This is a genomic window from Yeosuana sp. (genome assembly GCF_057126245.1).
The window spans coordinates 19,656-35,351 of record NZ_DBNGMQ010000069.1 but is presented as its reverse complement, the minus strand read 5'-3'; the positions used below and the strand labels follow the sequence as shown (position 1 = coordinate 35,351).

Genomic DNA, 15,696 nt, shown 5'->3' with positions numbered 1-15,696 from the left:
ATTTATTTTTTATTTAAAGTAACTAAAGGTTTCTCCGTCTTTAATGTTTAAAAGGGTTTCGTAAATTAATTTTATCACATTTTCTACATCATCTTTATGAACCATTTCTACGGTTGTATGCATGTATCGTAAAGGTAATGAAATAAGCGCTGATGCTACGCCACCATTACTATACGCAAAAGCATCGGTATCGGTTCCTGTAGCACGAGATAAGGCGGAACGTTGAAAAGGAATTTTCTTTTCTTCGGCGGTTTCTGTAATAAGATCTCTCAGTTTTTGTTGAACAGCTGGCGCATAAGCCACAACAGGACCTAACCCCATTTCTAAATGACCTTCTTTTTTTCTTTCAATCATTGGTGTCGTCGTATCATGAGTAACATCAGTCACAATAGCCACATTAGGCTTTATGGTGTTTGTAATCATTTCAGCACCTCGCAACCCAATTTCTTCCTGAACCGAATTTGTAATATATAGGCCAAAAGGTAACGTTTTATTGTTTTCTTTCAGAAGACGCGCAACTTCAGCAATCATAAATCCACCCATACGGTTATCTAAGGCACGACACACAAATTTATCGCCATTAAGAATATGAAATTCATCAGGATACGTAATTACGCAGCCTACATGAATGCCCATTTTTAAAACTTCGTCTTTATCTTTTGCACCTACGTCAATCGTAATATTTTCAGGCTTTGGCGCTTCTTCTTTTGCCTTATCTCTTGTGTGGATAGCAGGCCAGCCAAAAACACCTTTTACGATGCTATTTTTAGTATGAATATTAACAATTTTACTTGGCGCTATTTGATGGTCACTTCCACCGTTTCTAATTACATATATCAATCCGTTATCAGATATATAATTCACATACCAAGATATTTCATCAGCATGCCCTTCAATAACAACCTTGTATTTTGCTTTAGGGTTAATAATCCCTACTGCCGTTCCATAGGTATCCGTAATAAATTCATCAACATATGGTTTTAAATAATCCATCCATAATTTTTGACCATTCCATTCATAACCCGTAGGTGCTGCATTATTTAAATAGGCTTCTAAAAAAGCCATTGACTTTTTGTTTAAAATTGATTTTTTAGACATGTTATATCGAGGTTTTTATTTTATTAACTTTTGTAAAAATAGTATGATTTATTTAGTTATTACTAGTCATTATTTAATATTTTGTAACAAATTTGACAATTTTAACACCAACTAACCAATAACTAACATTACAAAACCATAAGAATGAAGCTAATCATTAAAAATTTAACCAAAACGTACAAAAATGGTGTCAAAGCCATTGATGATTTAAATATAGAAATAGGAAAAGGCATGTTTGGGCTGCTAGGGCCAAATGGCGCCGGAAAATCGTCTTTAATGAGAACGATAGCAACCTTGCAGAGTCCAGATTCTGGCACTATTACGTTTGGAGACATTAATGTACTTGAAGATAAAATGGCGTTGCGTAAAATATTAGGGTATTTACCACAATCATTTGGTGTTTATCCAAAAATGTCTGCTGAAGATTTATTGGATTATTTTGCAACACTTAAAGGTGTTAAATCGAAAAGTGATAGGGAGAAATTAGTAAAAGAAGTATTAGAAATAACCAATTTATACGATGTAAGAAAAAAAGATGTTGCAGGATATTCTGGTGGGATGAAACAGCGATTTGGGATTGCTCAGTTATTACTTAATAATCCGAAATTAATTATTGTTGATGAACCAACAGCGGGTTTAGATCCAGCAGAGCGTAATAGATTTCTTAACATATTGCGTGAAGTAGGAACCAATTGTACTGTTATTTTTTCAACGCATATTGTAGATGATGTTAAAGAATTATGTAATGAAATGGCTATTTTAAACGGTGGGCAAATTTTAAAGCATATCACACCAATAGAAGCTACAGAAGAGATTAAAGGACAAATTTGGACGAAAGTTATTGAGCGTGACGCGCTAGAAAGTATGGAGGTTACTTACAAAGTGCTTTCTTCAAATTACAATCAAGATAATTCATTGAACATAAGAGTTCATGCCTTAGAGAAACCTTCAGATGATTTTATAGAAGCAAACCCACAATTAGATGACGTGTATTTTATTGCTTTAAAAGAAGAACCTATTCTTATTTAGTTTTTTACCTTTTTTATAACTTAAAAATACATTCATGTTTTCAACAATATATGTTCACGAATTAAAATATTGGTTTAAAAAACCAGCATTTTATATTTATATGGCAATATTTTTAATACTGTCATTATTTCTTTCAGCAAGTGCTGCAGGCGTTTTTGATTTTCTTACGGTTACAACAGGTTCTTCAAAAATAGTGAATTCACCTATTAGTGTTATCGGTTTATTTAATGCCCTAACCACCTTTATTTTCTTTTTGTTTCCGTCTATTATTGGGGTAACTATCTATAGAGATTATAAAAGTGAAATGCATACTATTTTATATTCCTATCCGTTTTCAAAGGCTAATTATCTTTTTGCCAAATTTCTATCGGGGATAACAATCGTTATTGTGATAACTTTAGTGATTGTACTTGGAATGATTCTAGGGTTTAGATTTCCAGGAACCAATCAAGATATTGTGGGGCCTTTTATTGTAATGGCCTATTTGCAAGCCTATACTGTTTATATTATACCGAATATATTTTTATTTGGTTCTATTGTTTTCGCCGTAGTGACTTTTACTCGAAATATTTCAGCAGGGTTTATAACCGTTGTACTTTTATTATTAATTCAAGGTATTGTTGGTAATTTATTATCAGACCCTGAAAACCGCTTAATTTCAGCACTTATCGATCCGTTTGGTGAACTAGCCGCCAATTATTATACGCGGTATTGGACAGTAGCCGAACAAAATGAAATGATGCCACCTGTGAAAGGCATTATTGTTTATAATCGTTTAATATGGTTAGGCGTTGCATCTATGATCTTTGGCTTCGTCTTTAAGTATTTTTCATTTAGTCAAAACGCGTTGACATTTTCCTTGAGAAAAACAAAAGGAGAACGTTCTACAAAAAGTAATTTTGGAGGTATTACTAGGATAAATTTACCGAAGGTTGATTTTGATTTTTCATTTATTCAGAATTTAAAAACCACATGGAGATTATCAAATATCGATTTAAAATATATAGTTAAAAGTTGGCCTTTTATTAGTATTGTACTTGTTGGATTAATTTTTATTTTAATATCGGCCACGGCCTTAGGAGAATTGTTTGGCACTAAAACATTACCAGTAACATGGCAAATGCTTTTAATACCAGGTAATAGTTTTTCTTTGTTTATAAATATCCTTACATTTTTATACGCTGGCATGTTGGTGCATAGGGGTAAGATTGATCATATGAATCATTTGGTTGATGTGACACCAATACCTAATTGGGCCTTATTGTTATCTAAATTATTTGCCTTGCTAAAAATGCAGTTTTTGTTGCTTTTAGTAATTATGATTGGCGGTATGATAATTCAAATTTATAACGGTTATTATAATTTTGAAATTGGTCATTATTTGTACGAGTTATATATATTAAACTTTATTGGGTTTGTTATTTGGGCTTTTTTATCGTTGTTTATACAAATACTTATTGGCAATCCATTTTTAGGGTTGTTTGTTTTACTCATTATTTCAATAGGTCTTCCATTTTTATCTGCAGCAGGAATTGAACAAGCTATTTTTAAATACAATCAAGCACCAGGTTTTCAGTATTCAGACATGAATGGTTACGGGACGTCTTTCACACCTTATATGATGCATAGACTATATTGGTTTTTTTGTGGATTAATACTATTATGTCTGTCTGCATTGTTTTGGGTAAGAGGTTTGCCGTATTCGTTTAAAGAACGATTTTCTATAGCAAAATCGCGTTTTAAAGGGTTTGTGTTAATTAGTTTTGTAGTTTGTTTGGTGGTATTTTTGAGTTTAGGGTTTACTATTTATTACGAAAACAATATCGTTAATGAGCGCACCTCATCAAAAGAAAGAGAATTACAAGCCGTTACTTGGGAGAAGACATATAAGAAGTATGAAAATGCGAATCAACCAAGAATTGTAGCCGTTAACTGTAATGTAAATATTTTTCCAAAGGAGCTCAATTTTGATGCTAACGGAACTTATATAATGGTTAATAAAACTAAGGTGGCCATTGATAGTTTGTTTTTAAACTATAACGATTATCCAAGTACTTTTAAATTTAGCAAGTCTAATGATTTGGTTTTAAAGGACACCGTTTATAATTTCAACATCTATAAACTAAAAGAGGCGTTAATGCCAGGAGATTCTTTAGAATTACGTTTTACAGTTCATAATAAAGAAAACACATGGTTGCGTAAAAATACACCGGTTATAGAAAATGGAACATTTATCAATAACTTTCAAATGTTTCCTTCATTAGGATATAGCAGTGGTTCGGAGTTACAAGATAATGAAGTTAGAAAGAAGTATGACTTACCTGAAAATGATTTAAAACCATCACCAACAGATTCTACAGCTTTAGGCAATACCTATATTTCAAAGGATTCCGACTGGATTGATTTTGAAACAACTGTGAGTACATCAGACGATCAAATAGCCATTGCACCAGGTTATTTGCTGAAAGAATGGACCCAAGATAACAGACGCTATTTCCATTATAAAATGGATAGTAAAATTTTAAATTTCTATGCGTTTAATTCAGCGAGATATGAAGTGAAAAAAGATAAATGGCAAGATGTGAATTTAGAAATTTACTATCACGAAGGCCACGAGTTTAATTTAGATAGAATGCTGAAAGGCATGAAAGCATCATTAGACTATAATTCTAAAAACTTCAGTCCGTATCAGCATAAGCAAGCCCGTATTATTGAGTTTCCTAGAACGGCAGGAAGTTTTGCACAATCCTTTCCTAATACCATTCCGTATTCAGAAGCTGTTGGTTTTATAGCCGATGTTGATGATTCAGACGACACAGGTATCGATTATCCGTTTGCTATCACAGTTCATGAAGTGGCTCACCAGTGGTGGGCACATCAAGTAATTGGTGCCGATGTTCTTGGAGCCACTATGTTGTCTGAAAGTTTATCAGAATATGTCTCTCTTAAAGTTTTAGAACATGAACGTGGAAAGACTGAAATGAGACAGTTTTTAAAGAAAGCTCTAGATGATTATTTAACGCAACGAACTTTTGAGAGTAAGCGGGAGAAACCATTAATGTACAATGACGGACAAGGTTATATACGTTATCAAAAAGGCTCTTTAGTGTTTTATGCATTGAGTGATTATATAGGTGAAGAGGCTTTAAACGGTGCGTTAAAACAATATGTTGATAAAGTAAAATTTCAAGAGCCGCCTTATACAACATCTTTAGAAATGGTTAATTATATTAAGCAAGTAACTCCAGATAGTTTACAATACGTAATTCATGATATGTTTGAAACTATGACCTTGTATTCAAACCGAATAGTTGATGTATCTTCTAAGGAATTAGACAATGGTAAATATCAAGTAGATATTGAATTTAATGTAAGCAAATACCGAAATAATGAACAAGGTAGAAAATACTATGGCTTAAAAGAAGGTGATACTATCAGTTATCAAACAGAAAATATGAAAAAACCAGAGCTGTCGGTTCCATTACGGGATTATATTGATATTGGCGTATTTACGGATGAGGAAGTCGATGGTAAGAAGAAAGAAAAAGAATTGTATTTAAAGAAACATAAGATCACGTCTATTAATAATAAGATTACCCTTATAGTTGATAAAAAGCCAAATGAAGTAGGTGTAGACCCTTATAATAAGTTGATAGATACCAATTCAGAAGATAATAGACGCGAGCTATAAAAGTGGCTTGTTTATTGCATTAAAGCACTCAATAACATAACATGTTTTTGAGTGCTTTTTTTAGTTATGTTTAAGATATTTAGTCTTTAGAAGCATGACAATAATAATTTAAATTATAAGTTTTTAAAGCATGTAATTTATTAATTTTGAATAAATATTTTTAGGACTACGTTATACATGAATCATTTAACCTACATATTCATTTTTATTCCACTGTTTCTTTTTTCCCAAGAAAAAACCGTTGAAAAGGATTCAACAGATTATGATTATTATATTGTTAAAGGCGATTCTATACCAAGAGAAACCATAAATCTTGAAGAAGTTTATTTACTTAATCGATTAAAGTTTGATAGTAAAGCTGACAGAATGCGTTATTTAATTTTAAGACGAAAAACAATTAAAGTGTATCCGTATGCTAAAATGGCAGCAGACCGATTAGATTCTCTAAATATCAGGTTAGAAAAATTAAAAACGAAAGGAGAAAAAAGGCGCTACACCAAGATTATTCAAAAATATATTGAAGGAGAGTTTTCAGAAAAACTTAAAAAATTCTCTCGAACCGAAGGTCAAATTCTTATTAAACTTATTCACAGACAAACAGGAGAAACTACTTTCGATTTGGTAAAAGAACTCAGAAGTGGATGGAGTGCCTTTTGGTTTAATACCACGGCCAGCATGTTTGATTTATCCTTAAAAAAAGGATTCGATCCCTTAAACGTTAAAGAAGATTATTTAATTGAAGATATTTTACAACGTAATTTTATGAGCGGTGTTTTAGAACGTCAAAAAGCTAAAAATGAATATAACTTTTATGACTTAACAGATAAATGGTTAAATCGTAAAGAACCTTAAGATCTCTTATGAGCATGCAATCACAATTTGAAGAAAAATTAAATGCCATAACGCATGCTTTAGGAGCTGTTTTGGGCATTGCAGCATTGGTTTTACTTATTGTTTTTGATACAAACAAAACACCATGGAGTTTATTTAGCGTGATTATTTATGGTATTTCTATCATTGTTTTGTTTTCAGCCTCGACGTTATACCACTCGGTAAAGAGCGAGAAAAAGAAACACTATTTCCGTATTATAGATCACATAAGTATTTATCTATTAATTGCTGGTACGTATACGCCTGTTTTGCTTATTACTTTAGAACAGAGTATGGGGTGGACCTTGTTTTGGGTTGTTTGGGGTATTGCGGCGTTTGGAGTTATTTTAAAGTTATTTTTTACAGGAAAATTTGAAGTATTTTCAACCTTACTCTATTTGGTAATGGGTTGGCTCATTATTTTTGATTTCTCAAATCTATCTGATGCTTTTGGTAATGGTATTTTATGGTTGTTTGCTGGTGGAATGGCCTATACGGTTGGAATTGTTTTCTACGCAATCCACCGTATTCCTTATAATCATGTAATATGGCATCTTTTTGTATTGGCAGGTGCCATCTGTCATTTTTTTATGATTTTTCTCAATGTTATTTAGCATATAATTGTTTAATAAATTATGACAGATATAGTAAAAGCTTCTACCAAAGAACATTTTAAAGATATTGAAATACTGGCTAATATAATTTGGCGTGAACATTATGTGACAATTATTGGAATTGAGCAAGTAGAATATATGCTTAAAAATTTCCAATCGGCTGAAGCGATGTATTTACAATTTACAGATGGTTACCAATATTTTATGCTGTACTTTAATAATCAATTGATTGGTTATCTCTCTGTTATAAAACAAGAAAACAGTTTGTATTTGAGTAAGATTTATATTCTGAAGAAGTATAGAGGACGAAAAATTGGTAAAACAGCCATTGAGTTTGTCGCAAAGAAAGCTATAGAGCAACATTGTGAATCTATTACCTTAGGGGTTAACAAGTATAATGTAAAGTCTATTGCCGCTTATGAAACTATGGGCTTTAAAAGGGTAGGAGAGATGGTGACTGATATTGGTAATGGCTTTGTAATGGACGATTATAAAATGGAGAAGATTTTATAAGTTTTAATCTTCTAAAAAATCTCTGTAGTCTTCAAAAAAACTTTCAAAAAGTATCATGTTCTTGTTGAAGAACTCCATAACATCACCCCAAGTGTTTTTATTATGAATAGAAACCTTTTGTTCTAAGGGAACATAAATTCTTGAGATTTCTTTTTTATTATCTAAAAAATACTCCTCTTTAAAAATAGTATTAGGAAGATACGCTTCTTTTAAAATAGACTGCAAAGATTGCAGTTTATCCCAGTATTTAATACGGTTTTCAAGATCATCTTCTAGGTCTAAAGCCACTAAAGCTGATTTAGTATCAAAATGAAACTTGAAGCTAAACCCTTTAATTTTGGTGTCATATAATATCCATTTTCTGGGAAATGATTTTCCATAACTAGTCCAAAATTCATGTCTTAAAATTCTAGATTCTTCTTTACTAAACATATAAATTGTTTAAATAAAATAGGCAATAGCCACCGCCACTATAATGGTAATAAGCTTGGTTAAATTAAATTTATGATTTTCATTACTTTCAAACAAAATGGTCGTAGAAATATGTAAAAAGATACCAATTACAATGGCAGAAATTTCATAATAATATACTTGAATAATTTCAAAATTTGATGAAAGTAAGACTCCTAATGGCGTCATAACAGCAAATAAAATCAAAAAGAACGCAATCTTATTTTTACTTAATTCAGACGCTAAAAAGTACGTCGATAAAATAATAGCAATGGGTAATTTATGGACTATAATGCCATAAATTAAATTATGATGTGCTTCTATAGGAATGCCTTCCAAAATGGAATGAATACTTAAACTTATAAATAGCAACCACGGAAACAACGTACTTTCCTTGTTTAGATGCACATGTCCGTGTTCGGCACCTTTTGAGAAGAACTCCAAAATGATTTGGAGTAAAATACCAATCATAATAAACAATCCAATAGATTTATCGTTGTTTTGGTAAACCTCTGGTAAAAAATCAAAAACGGTAATAGATAATAAAAACGAGCCACTAAATGCTAATAAAAGCTTTAAGTTTTTCCGTTGAGACGGTTTTAAAACCACTACCACAAAAAAGCCTAGTAGCACACTCAATATTGGAAGTATAATATTCAACATACCAGATTATTTAAAAATTAACACTAAACGTTCAGACGTTTTAGGGTTATATTTATTTAATTTATAATCACCAAAGATATCAAGTAAGTGTACCCCAGCTTTTTCAAATAACTCTTCAAAATCAGATAGAGTAAAAGCCCTTACACGTTCTTGAAATTTATAATTTTTATCTTCATGCACAAACTCTATCTCTTTTACAATATAGCCATTATCAACAGAGCGTTTTAAAAAAAAGGTAATATTATCAATCACTTTCATCTCTTCATGCACCAAATTTTCAATCACATAGTTAGAATTCATAAAGTCAATAACCGCGAACCCTGTTTCATTTAAATCAGCTTTAATAGCTCTTATGGTACTCAAATTATCGGCATCATTTTCAAAATAACCAAAACTAGTAAACAAGTTAAAAACGGCATCAAACCGTTTGTTAAATGGTTTACACATATCATGAACTTTAAAACGCAAATGTTCATTTTCAAACTGTTCGGCAAACTCAATACTATTTTCGGACAAATCAGCACCTGTTACATCATACCCTAAGGTATTTAAATACACAGAATGTCTACCTTTTCCACAAGCTAAATCCAAAATAGTCCCACCTTCAGGGATATTTAAATATTGAGTAAGTGTATCCATAAATACGTGTGCCTCAGCATCATCTCTATCTTTGTAAAGTATATGGTAAAATGGTGTGTCAAACCACGAAGAAAACCATTGCGCACTATCTTTTGTCATACTTTTTTTTTGGGTTCCCACGCTTTGGCGTGGTCAGGTTTTCCGCTATATCTTTCTTGTGCTAGACTAGTTTTAGTATCTCATCAAATTTTCTATTAACATACAAATTAAGTTATCATCAAATTTGATATTTGCACAAAAAAGGATGCCGCTTCAACCCTTAACCTAATTCCTAATAAACATTTAGATTGCCGCAAAATTAAACTATTTTTGTAATCTATTTACGATTAATAATGGAGAAAAATTTTACAATGGTAGCCAAGACCTTATTTGGCTTTGAAGAATTATTAGCAAAAGAGCTTACACAACTAGGGGCACTAGAGGTAAAAACAGGTGTTCGTAACGTTAGTTTCTCGGGTGATAAAGGTTTTATGTATAAGGCAAATTTAGGCTTGCGTACAGCTATAAAAATTTTAAAACCTATTGAGACGTTTAGAGTAACAGGCGAACAAGATTTATACAATAAAATTAAAGAGATGCCATGGGAACATTATTTAAAATCCAGTGGCACTTTGGCTATCGATGCTACCATTCACTCTGATTTGTTTTCACATTCACTATACATTGCCCAAAAAGCCAAAGACGCTATTGTTGATAGGTTTAGAGAGCAAACCGGAGAACGACCAGATGTCGATTTAAAATTCCCCGACTTAAAAGTGAATGTGCACATAGATAGAAAACAATGTACTATTTCTCTAGATTCGTCTGGAGACTCTTTACATAAACGTGGCTATAAAATTGCCACTAATATTGCGCCGATTAATGAAGTGTTGGCGGCAGGAATTATTATGATGTCTGGTTGGGACGGACAGTCGGATTTTATGGACCCTATGTGTGGTAGCGGTACTATACCTATTGAAGCCGCTATGATTGCTTGTAATATTCCACCCAATTTAATGCGTAAGGAATTTGCTTTTGAACGTTGGCAGGATTGGGATGTAGAATTGTTTGAAAAAATTGAAGAGTCATTGCTTGGTAAAACGCGCGATTTCCATCATAAAATTATTGGGTATGACAAAGCGCCAAGTGCAGTTGCCAAAGCCAAAGAGAATGTTAAAAACGCGCAGTTAGATGATTTTATAGAGATAAAGCACGAAGATTTTTTTAAAACCCAAAAAGGTGGCGACGATAAATTACATATGGTATTTAACCCGCCCTATGGGGAACGTTTAGATATTGATATGGAAACCCTTTATAAAAACATTGGGGATACCTTAAAGCAAAACTACCCAGGTACGGACGCTTGGTTTATTACCAGTAATCTTGAAGCCTTAAAGCATGTTGGTTTAAGACCTTCAAGAAAAATACAGTTATACAATGCTAAGCTGGAGGCCCGTTTGGTGAAATACGTGATGTATGAAGGTAGTAAAAAGGGGAAGTATATGAATTAAATTTTTTTACATTTATCGTGTTTGTGTATGATGTCGTTGCGGAAATATCAGTTATAATTTTCCTTATGCTTAGCCAACTATAGCAATGAATTTTTTACGTCTTAAGTTTGTCTTTTGTTATTTTTTATTTTCTGTTCGTTTAATTATTTCTAAAGCTAATGTATCCAATTCTTTGTAATGATTTAGCATAATTGAATTCCAAAACAATTTTCCTTGGTATAAATTCTCAAATTCCAAGTCGTTAAAAACTTTGTAATAACTATCGTTGATAAGTTCCGATCTTTCATCAACTCCCATATTGTTATAAGTGTTTAAGTTTTTCATCGAAACATTTTTGTATAAATATGGAATTAGAAGGGTAGTAGCTTGTAAATCCTGATTTTTAAAATCCTCATCAGCATCTTCGATTAATTGTAGCCAATTAAATAGATTTTCTTTTATAGAATTATTTTTAATCAGTCCCAGCTTTCCAGAACTTATTAATTCATTAATCGTATTATTGGCTGGATTATAATTTCCGTATTTTAAAGACTTACTGAGTATACTATCAATATTAACATCTTGAAGTTTTGTCTTTTCTTTGTTTATTAAACTCAATACGATTCTAACATTGCTATTGGCAATCTTTAAATCTTTGATTCTCTCATTTAAAACGATTCGATTATTGTAAAACTCGGCATTTAATTCTTCCCTGATTTTATTAGTTTCAATGTTGGATTTTCTTTCTTCATTCCAATTATTTACTTGTAATGCAATCAAAATTCCGATAACTACAAGAATGATTTCTCCTATTGCATAAATAAAATATTTACTGAATTTATTTTCAGAGAGTAGTTTTTGGCGAATTTTTCTAAAGAATTTAATCATTTGGTATTATTGCGCTTTTGATCCTGAAAATATTTTATTCATCCATTCAGAAAAATCTTCTGAAAAAGCAAAACCTACCAGGTTCCAATAATCTTTAAAACCAGATGAATCCAAAGCAGATAGGATAAATTTCGCATAATTATTCCAATGATTGTCTGGCATGAGTTTCAACTTATGGTGATGATAATTCGTTTCCGCGTGAAGCAAAAGCATCATATGGTTCCAATTTCTAAACTCTATATCGCCATCACTTAACTCCTTTTCTTTCATTACTTTCTCCCAACGATCTGAATGTTCTGCTCTAAATTTTGTTAATTCTAATGCAAAATGGGATAGTGAATGTCTTGATGCTGCTCTATTTACACGAGTACTCTGTCTTACTTGTTTCGCTAAATAAACCAACGTAATAACAACAGCAATTGAAGCTAACAGTTCACTTATTAATACTATATTTTCTAAGTTCATTTATTTTTAGTCTTTTAGTTGGTCATAATGAAACATAACAATCGGATAAAATTTGTTTTAATTGATTTTATCATATGATAAGCGAAGTTAGAATTTTCATACAAAAAAAGCAAGACGCAATTATGTGTATTTATTAGCATTTATCAACTTTATTTTTAATAATACGATGGAAGTATGACGAATATTAGTTTTTATACAAAAAAAGAAGGAAAGCTTTGTAGTTCCTTTAAAACCTATATGGTTATGGGGCATACTAAAGTGTGCATTATGCGTAAATTACTTTGAGTTACTATCTATGAGATTGCTTCAATCGTTCCTCTTTCGCAATGACGTGTGATAAAATTAATCAAATTTTAGTAACGAAAAGAAGTGCAAAGTAATGTTATACATTGTTAGCAATATGTTACGGGTTAAATAAAAATGATTGGTCACGATTCAAATTGCTTTGTTCCTCAGTGCTATAGCTTCATTAGAAGCATCCTTATCAAACTCGAATACATTTCTATCATATTTGGCATATAAATTTTCAGTTATTTTCATCTCTTTTCCATTTCTTATTATATCCAGTTGGTAATTATCACCAATTTTCATTTTTGTGATACTCTCAAACAGGTTTTGATAAGTCGATTCATTCAATTCCGTACTATTAATGTGAGTAATAATATCTCCTATTTGAACTTTTGCACCCAAATAGTCCGAAGACATTGACACTACTGTGGGTTGATTGTTAGCGCCGGGTCTGATAGTTAATCCCATGGTAGGAAGATGGTCAGGGTTAGGTCGTTTTTTATAATACTTAATACCAAACGGTTTCATTTCTTTTTCGAAATCAAATGGCGTATTATTTTTGATGTGATTATCAACAAAATCTCCTATCTCTGGATAGGTCATATTAACCAGTGTGTCGAAAAATGTGGCATTATCAAATGGCGTTTCTTTACCATATTTTTTTATTAAATCAAGGTATAATCCACGTAATCCCTTATTCCCATTTGAAAGCTGTAACAGTTTAATATCGAGCATTGCTGCAGTAAGTGCCCCCAACTGATAAATATTTCCATATTGTTTATTGCCTTCATCAGTAGACCATTCGCGACTAATGCGTGCAAGACTATATTTGGTGTCATAATTTTCACTATAATTTGCCTTTTCAGATAAATAATTTAAATAGTCTTGTGGAGTCTCTATTCCGGCTTTAACCTGCATGATGTAAGAAACCCATTCAGTGACACCTTCATACAGCCATACATGTTGATCTTCTGAGACCGGGTTGGAATAATCAAAATTAGCTAATACTTCGCTGTGAAGGTTAAGCGGACTTAGAATGTGCATAAACTCATGTGCAATTACATTTTTAAGTAACGGCAAATATTGAGGCATATCTGGTAAGGCATAGGTAGAACTTAAAGAATGCTCTAATGCGCCTCCGCTTTGAAACACGGGCATATCTTGAATATCTTTTTGCGAAGCAAAATACATCAAAAATGTGTATCTGTCTACAGGAGAAAACCCTATAAATTTTTCTGCTGCATCAAGAATATCTAAGGCTTGATCAAGGACCATTTGAGCAGTAATTTCGCCAGAAGGCGAATGCACATATACGTCAACTTGAATACTATCAATCGTTGTATACGCGTAGGATAATTTATTTCCAATTAATACGGGAGAATCTGTTAAATGGTAATATGATTCTATCTCATAATAACCATTATCACCCATATTTAGAGCAGTACCAATTTTTTGTGTTCCTTCCAGCTTAATTTTTAATTTTATTGGGGTGTTTTTAAAATTTTTAAAATAGCCGAAAACACCATGCGTGTTAAGAATAATATAGTCATCATTAATTCCGGTTCCACTCATGGGGTATATCGGGTGATACGCTGTACTCATATCAAAGGAATCGTCAATTTCATATATGATTTTAGAAACCTTCGTTGGTTCAAGAATTCTAAAATCGTTAATAGAAATTTTATTAGTTAAGAGTTCGTTTCCGGATTCATCATAAACTTTGAACATTTTGATGAATCGACCAAAATCTAAAGGTTGATGCACTCCAGGAGCATACGAAACAAAACTATACACGTCATCTATTTGCGATAATTTTGGAACTGTTAGTGTTACATTAAAGGCATCGTTTTTGTTTGTGAGGTCAACTTCGTAGACAAAAGCATTTTTTTGCCCATAAATACTGAAAGAAATGAGAGATAGGATGATTATTTTAAGCATAATATATTTTTTAAAGGTCTCTTATTCGTCGGCAAAGTCTTAGATATAAAATCATTTAAATAATTTTATTAAGCGATAAGCTAAGTTAGAATTTATATAAAAAAAAACAATACGCACGTAAGGGTATTTATTAGCAGTTATCAACTTTATTTTTAATAATACGATTAAAGTATGACCAATATTAGGTTTAATAAGAAATTATAATAATAGTTTTGTTATATAATTAAAACATAAAATTATGAGTCAATCTAAAGTGTGTATTGTGTGTAAAAAAACATCCATGGAAACACCTGTTACTAAATTTTATCATAAAGACAGTGAATTTTATATTTGTCCGCAACATCTTCCCGTGTTAATCCATAACCCACATGAATTGGTCGGTTTATTGGATGGTGCTGACACCTTACAAGGGGGATAAAATGCATTTATAGTATGGATTATTGCGTGCGTCATGCAATGAAGCGAAACAATCTTTTTGTTGTGAGTATGAAAGAGAATTTGGAATTATTGTTTTAGAGATTATTTCAATCGTTTCTCATTCATAAGAACGTTTCGCAAAATACTCTATGTATGCAGGTAACAAAAAATGCAAGTATTTAAATAGATTTTTTTTGTTATGCTTACGTTTAAAGGTAGTTGCGCGTCTGAGTAGCTAACTTACCAAAAATGGAACGAACCAGTGGGAAATCTAGGGTTTTTGCAAGCAGGCTTGAACCAAGCGATTAATTATAAATACTATGCGTTCTTATTTAACTGTATTAAGAGCCTGCAAATGGAGTTCCGAATATTCCAACTGCTAGTTCCGCCCAAATAAGTAAGAATACAATAAGTATTACCGCTATGAGCACTATACGATTATTCTTCTTTGGAACTTTCCTCAATACAACTTCAAACATTAATCCAACGCCAAGTAATAACGCTCCCATAACAAGGAAGTCTAATAATGACCAATTTACTTCTGTTGACAATTGCATCGCAATTAATGGAATCAGCAAAATTAGAGGTATAATGATGAGGATTGGAATTAGTCTTTTATTTTTTCCCATAATATTTATTTATTTTAAAGTCATACACCTTTGAA

15 protein-coding genes are annotated in these 15,696 nt (G+C 31.9%); 7 read left to right on the top strand and 8 right to left on the bottom strand.

Annotation, left to right across the window (positions count from 1 at the left end; translation table 11 throughout):
- Nucleotides 1–9 precede the first annotated feature (9 nt).
- Nucleotides 10–1,098: a M42 family metallopeptidase gene (locus AC15TD_RS08635; protein ID WP_484451739.1), complete on the bottom strand. Its 1,089-nt coding sequence runs from the start codon at nucleotides 1,096–1,098 to the stop codon at nucleotides 10–12.
- A gap of 144 nt (nucleotides 1,099–1,242) precedes the next feature.
- On the opposite strand from AC15TD_RS08635, the gene AC15TD_RS08630 reads away from it, so the two are divergent.
- From AC15TD_RS08630 to AC15TD_RS08610, 5 genes are all read left to right on the top strand, one after another.
- Nucleotides 1,243–2,127: an ABC transporter ATP-binding protein gene (locus tag AC15TD_RS08630; protein ID WP_484451738.1), complete on the top strand. Its 885-nt coding sequence runs from the start codon at nucleotides 1,243–1,245 to the stop codon at nucleotides 2,125–2,127.
- A 34-nt stretch (nucleotides 2,128–2,161) separates the two neighbouring features.
- Nucleotides 2,162–5,818, top strand: coding sequence for an ABC transporter permease/M1 family aminopeptidase (locus tag AC15TD_RS08625; RefSeq protein ID WP_484451737.1), 3,657 nt, complete (start codon nucleotides 2,162–2,164; stop codon nucleotides 5,816–5,818).
- Between the two features lie 177 nt (nucleotides 5,819–5,995).
- Nucleotides 5,996–6,670 (top strand): DUF4294 domain-containing protein, encoded by a 675-nt coding sequence (locus AC15TD_RS08620; protein WP_484451736.1) that lies wholly within the window; start codon nucleotides 5,996–5,998, stop codon nucleotides 6,668–6,670.
- 8 nt (nucleotides 6,671–6,678) lie between these two features.
- On the top strand, nucleotides 6,679–7,302 hold the full coding sequence (trhA, locus tag AC15TD_RS08615; RefSeq protein ID WP_484451735.1) for a PAQR family membrane homeostasis protein TrhA: 624 nt from the start codon (nucleotides 6,679–6,681) through the stop codon (nucleotides 7,300–7,302).
- 21 nt (nucleotides 7,303–7,323) lie between these two features.
- Nucleotides 7,324–7,815: a GNAT family N-acetyltransferase gene (locus tag AC15TD_RS08610; RefSeq protein WP_484451734.1), complete on the top strand. Its 492-nt coding sequence runs from the start codon at nucleotides 7,324–7,326 to the stop codon at nucleotides 7,813–7,815.
- A 3-nt stretch (nucleotides 7,816–7,818) separates the two neighbouring features.
- Here AC15TD_RS08610 and AC15TD_RS08605 read toward each other — a convergent pair whose 3' ends face one another.
- Genes AC15TD_RS08605 through AC15TD_RS08595 form a run of 3 tightly spaced genes read right to left on the bottom strand, consistent with a single transcriptional unit; the run spans nucleotide 7,819 to nucleotide 9,666 of the window.
- Nucleotides 7,819–8,247 (bottom strand): DUF4268 domain-containing protein, encoded by a 429-nt coding sequence (locus tag AC15TD_RS08605; RefSeq protein ID WP_484451733.1) that lies wholly within the window; start codon nucleotides 8,245–8,247, stop codon nucleotides 7,819–7,821.
- Nucleotides 8,248–8,256: 9 nt separating this feature from the next.
- Nucleotides 8,257–8,928: a ZIP family metal transporter gene (locus AC15TD_RS08600; RefSeq protein WP_484451732.1), complete on the bottom strand. Its 672-nt coding sequence runs from the start codon at nucleotides 8,926–8,928 to the stop codon at nucleotides 8,257–8,259.
- 6 nt (nucleotides 8,929–8,934) lie between these two features.
- Nucleotides 8,935–9,666 carry a class I SAM-dependent methyltransferase gene (locus tag AC15TD_RS08595; RefSeq protein WP_484451731.1) on the bottom strand — a complete coding sequence of 244 codons (732 nt, stop codon included), beginning with the start codon at nucleotides 9,664–9,666 and terminating at the stop codon, nucleotides 8,935–8,937.
- Between the two features lie 233 nt (nucleotides 9,667–9,899).
- On the opposite strand from AC15TD_RS08595, the gene AC15TD_RS08590 reads away from it, so the two are divergent.
- Nucleotides 9,900–11,057 (top strand): THUMP domain-containing class I SAM-dependent RNA methyltransferase, encoded by a 1,158-nt coding sequence (locus AC15TD_RS08590; protein WP_484451730.1) that lies wholly within the window; start codon nucleotides 9,900–9,902, stop codon nucleotides 11,055–11,057.
- A gap of 117 nt (nucleotides 11,058–11,174) precedes the next feature.
- Here the strand turns inward: AC15TD_RS08590 and AC15TD_RS08585 are convergent, their stop codons facing one another.
- From AC15TD_RS08585 to AC15TD_RS08575, 3 genes are all read right to left on the bottom strand, one after another.
- Nucleotides 11,175–11,924, bottom strand: a complete 750-nt coding sequence (locus AC15TD_RS08585; RefSeq protein WP_484451729.1) for a DUF6090 family protein — start codon at nucleotides 11,922–11,924, stop codon at nucleotides 11,175–11,177.
- Nucleotides 11,925–11,930: 6 nt separating this feature from the next.
- Nucleotides 11,931–12,389 carry a hypothetical protein gene (locus AC15TD_RS08580; protein WP_484451728.1) on the bottom strand — a complete coding sequence of 153 codons (459 nt, stop codon included), beginning with the start codon at nucleotides 12,387–12,389 and terminating at the stop codon, nucleotides 11,931–11,933.
- Between the two features lie 435 nt (nucleotides 12,390–12,824).
- Nucleotides 12,825–14,615 (bottom strand): M61 family metallopeptidase, encoded by a 1,791-nt coding sequence (locus AC15TD_RS08575; protein ID WP_484451727.1) that lies wholly within the window; start codon nucleotides 14,613–14,615, stop codon nucleotides 12,825–12,827.
- Nucleotides 14,616–14,853: 238 nt separating this feature from the next.
- Here AC15TD_RS08575 and AC15TD_RS08570 point away from each other — a divergent pair, with 238 nt between their 5' ends.
- A complete protein-coding gene (locus AC15TD_RS08570) occupies nucleotides 14,854–15,033 on the top strand; it encodes a hypothetical protein (RefSeq protein WP_484451726.1) in 180 nt (59 codons plus the stop codon).
- Between the two features lie 340 nt (nucleotides 15,034–15,373).
- Here AC15TD_RS08570 and AC15TD_RS08565 read toward each other — a convergent pair whose 3' ends face one another.
- Nucleotides 15,374–15,661 (bottom strand): hypothetical protein, encoded by a 288-nt coding sequence (locus AC15TD_RS08565; RefSeq protein WP_484451725.1) that lies wholly within the window; start codon nucleotides 15,659–15,661, stop codon nucleotides 15,374–15,376.
- Nucleotides 15,662–15,696: the final 35 nt, after the last annotated feature.

Bases quoted from the DNA above. Each gene is read 5' to 3' on its own strand.
- AC15TD_RS08590 (WP_484451730.1), top strand. From the start codon at position 9,900: ATGGAGAAAAATTTTACAATGGTAGCCAAGACCTTATTTGGCTTTGAA.
- trhA (WP_484451735.1), top strand. From the start codon at position 6,679: ATGAGCATGCAATCACAATTTGAAGAAAAATTAAATGCCATAACGCAT.
- AC15TD_RS08625 (WP_484451737.1), top strand. From the start codon at position 2,162: ATGTTTTCAACAATATATGTTCACGAATTAAAATATTGGTTTAAAAAA.
- AC15TD_RS08570 (WP_484451726.1), top strand. From the start codon at position 14,854: ATGAGTCAATCTAAAGTGTGTATTGTGTGTAAAAAAACATCCATGGAA.
- AC15TD_RS08580 (WP_484451728.1), bottom strand. From the start codon at position 12,389: ATGAACTTAGAAAATATAGTATTAATAAGTGAACTGTTAGCTTCAATT.
- AC15TD_RS08600 (WP_484451732.1), bottom strand. From the start codon at position 8,928: ATGTTGAATATTATACTTCCAATATTGAGTGTGCTACTAGGCTTTTTT.
- AC15TD_RS08635 (WP_484451739.1), bottom strand. From the start codon at position 1,098: ATGTCTAAAAAATCAATTTTAAACAAAAAGTCAATGGCTTTTTTAGAA.
- AC15TD_RS08630 (WP_484451738.1), top strand. From the start codon at position 1,243: ATGAAGCTAATCATTAAAAATTTAACCAAAACGTACAAAAATGGTGTC.
- AC15TD_RS08565 (WP_484451725.1), bottom strand. From the start codon at position 15,661: ATGGGAAAAAATAAAAGACTAATTCCAATCCTCATCATTATACCTCTA.
- AC15TD_RS08575 (WP_484451727.1), bottom strand. From the start codon at position 14,615: ATGCTTAAAATAATCATCCTATCTCTCATTTCTTTCAGTATTTATGGG.
- AC15TD_RS08610 (WP_484451734.1), top strand. From the start codon at position 7,324: ATGACAGATATAGTAAAAGCTTCTACCAAAGAACATTTTAAAGATATT.
- AC15TD_RS08605 (WP_484451733.1), bottom strand. From the start codon at position 8,247: ATGTTTAGTAAAGAAGAATCTAGAATTTTAAGACATGAATTTTGGACT.
- AC15TD_RS08585 (WP_484451729.1), bottom strand. From the start codon at position 11,924: ATGATTAAATTCTTTAGAAAAATTCGCCAAAAACTACTCTCTGAAAAT.
- AC15TD_RS08620 (WP_484451736.1), top strand. From the start codon at position 5,996: ATGAATCATTTAACCTACATATTCATTTTTATTCCACTGTTTCTTTTT.
- AC15TD_RS08595 (WP_484451731.1), bottom strand. From the start codon at position 9,666: ATGACAAAAGATAGTGCGCAATGGTTTTCTTCGTGGTTTGACACACCA.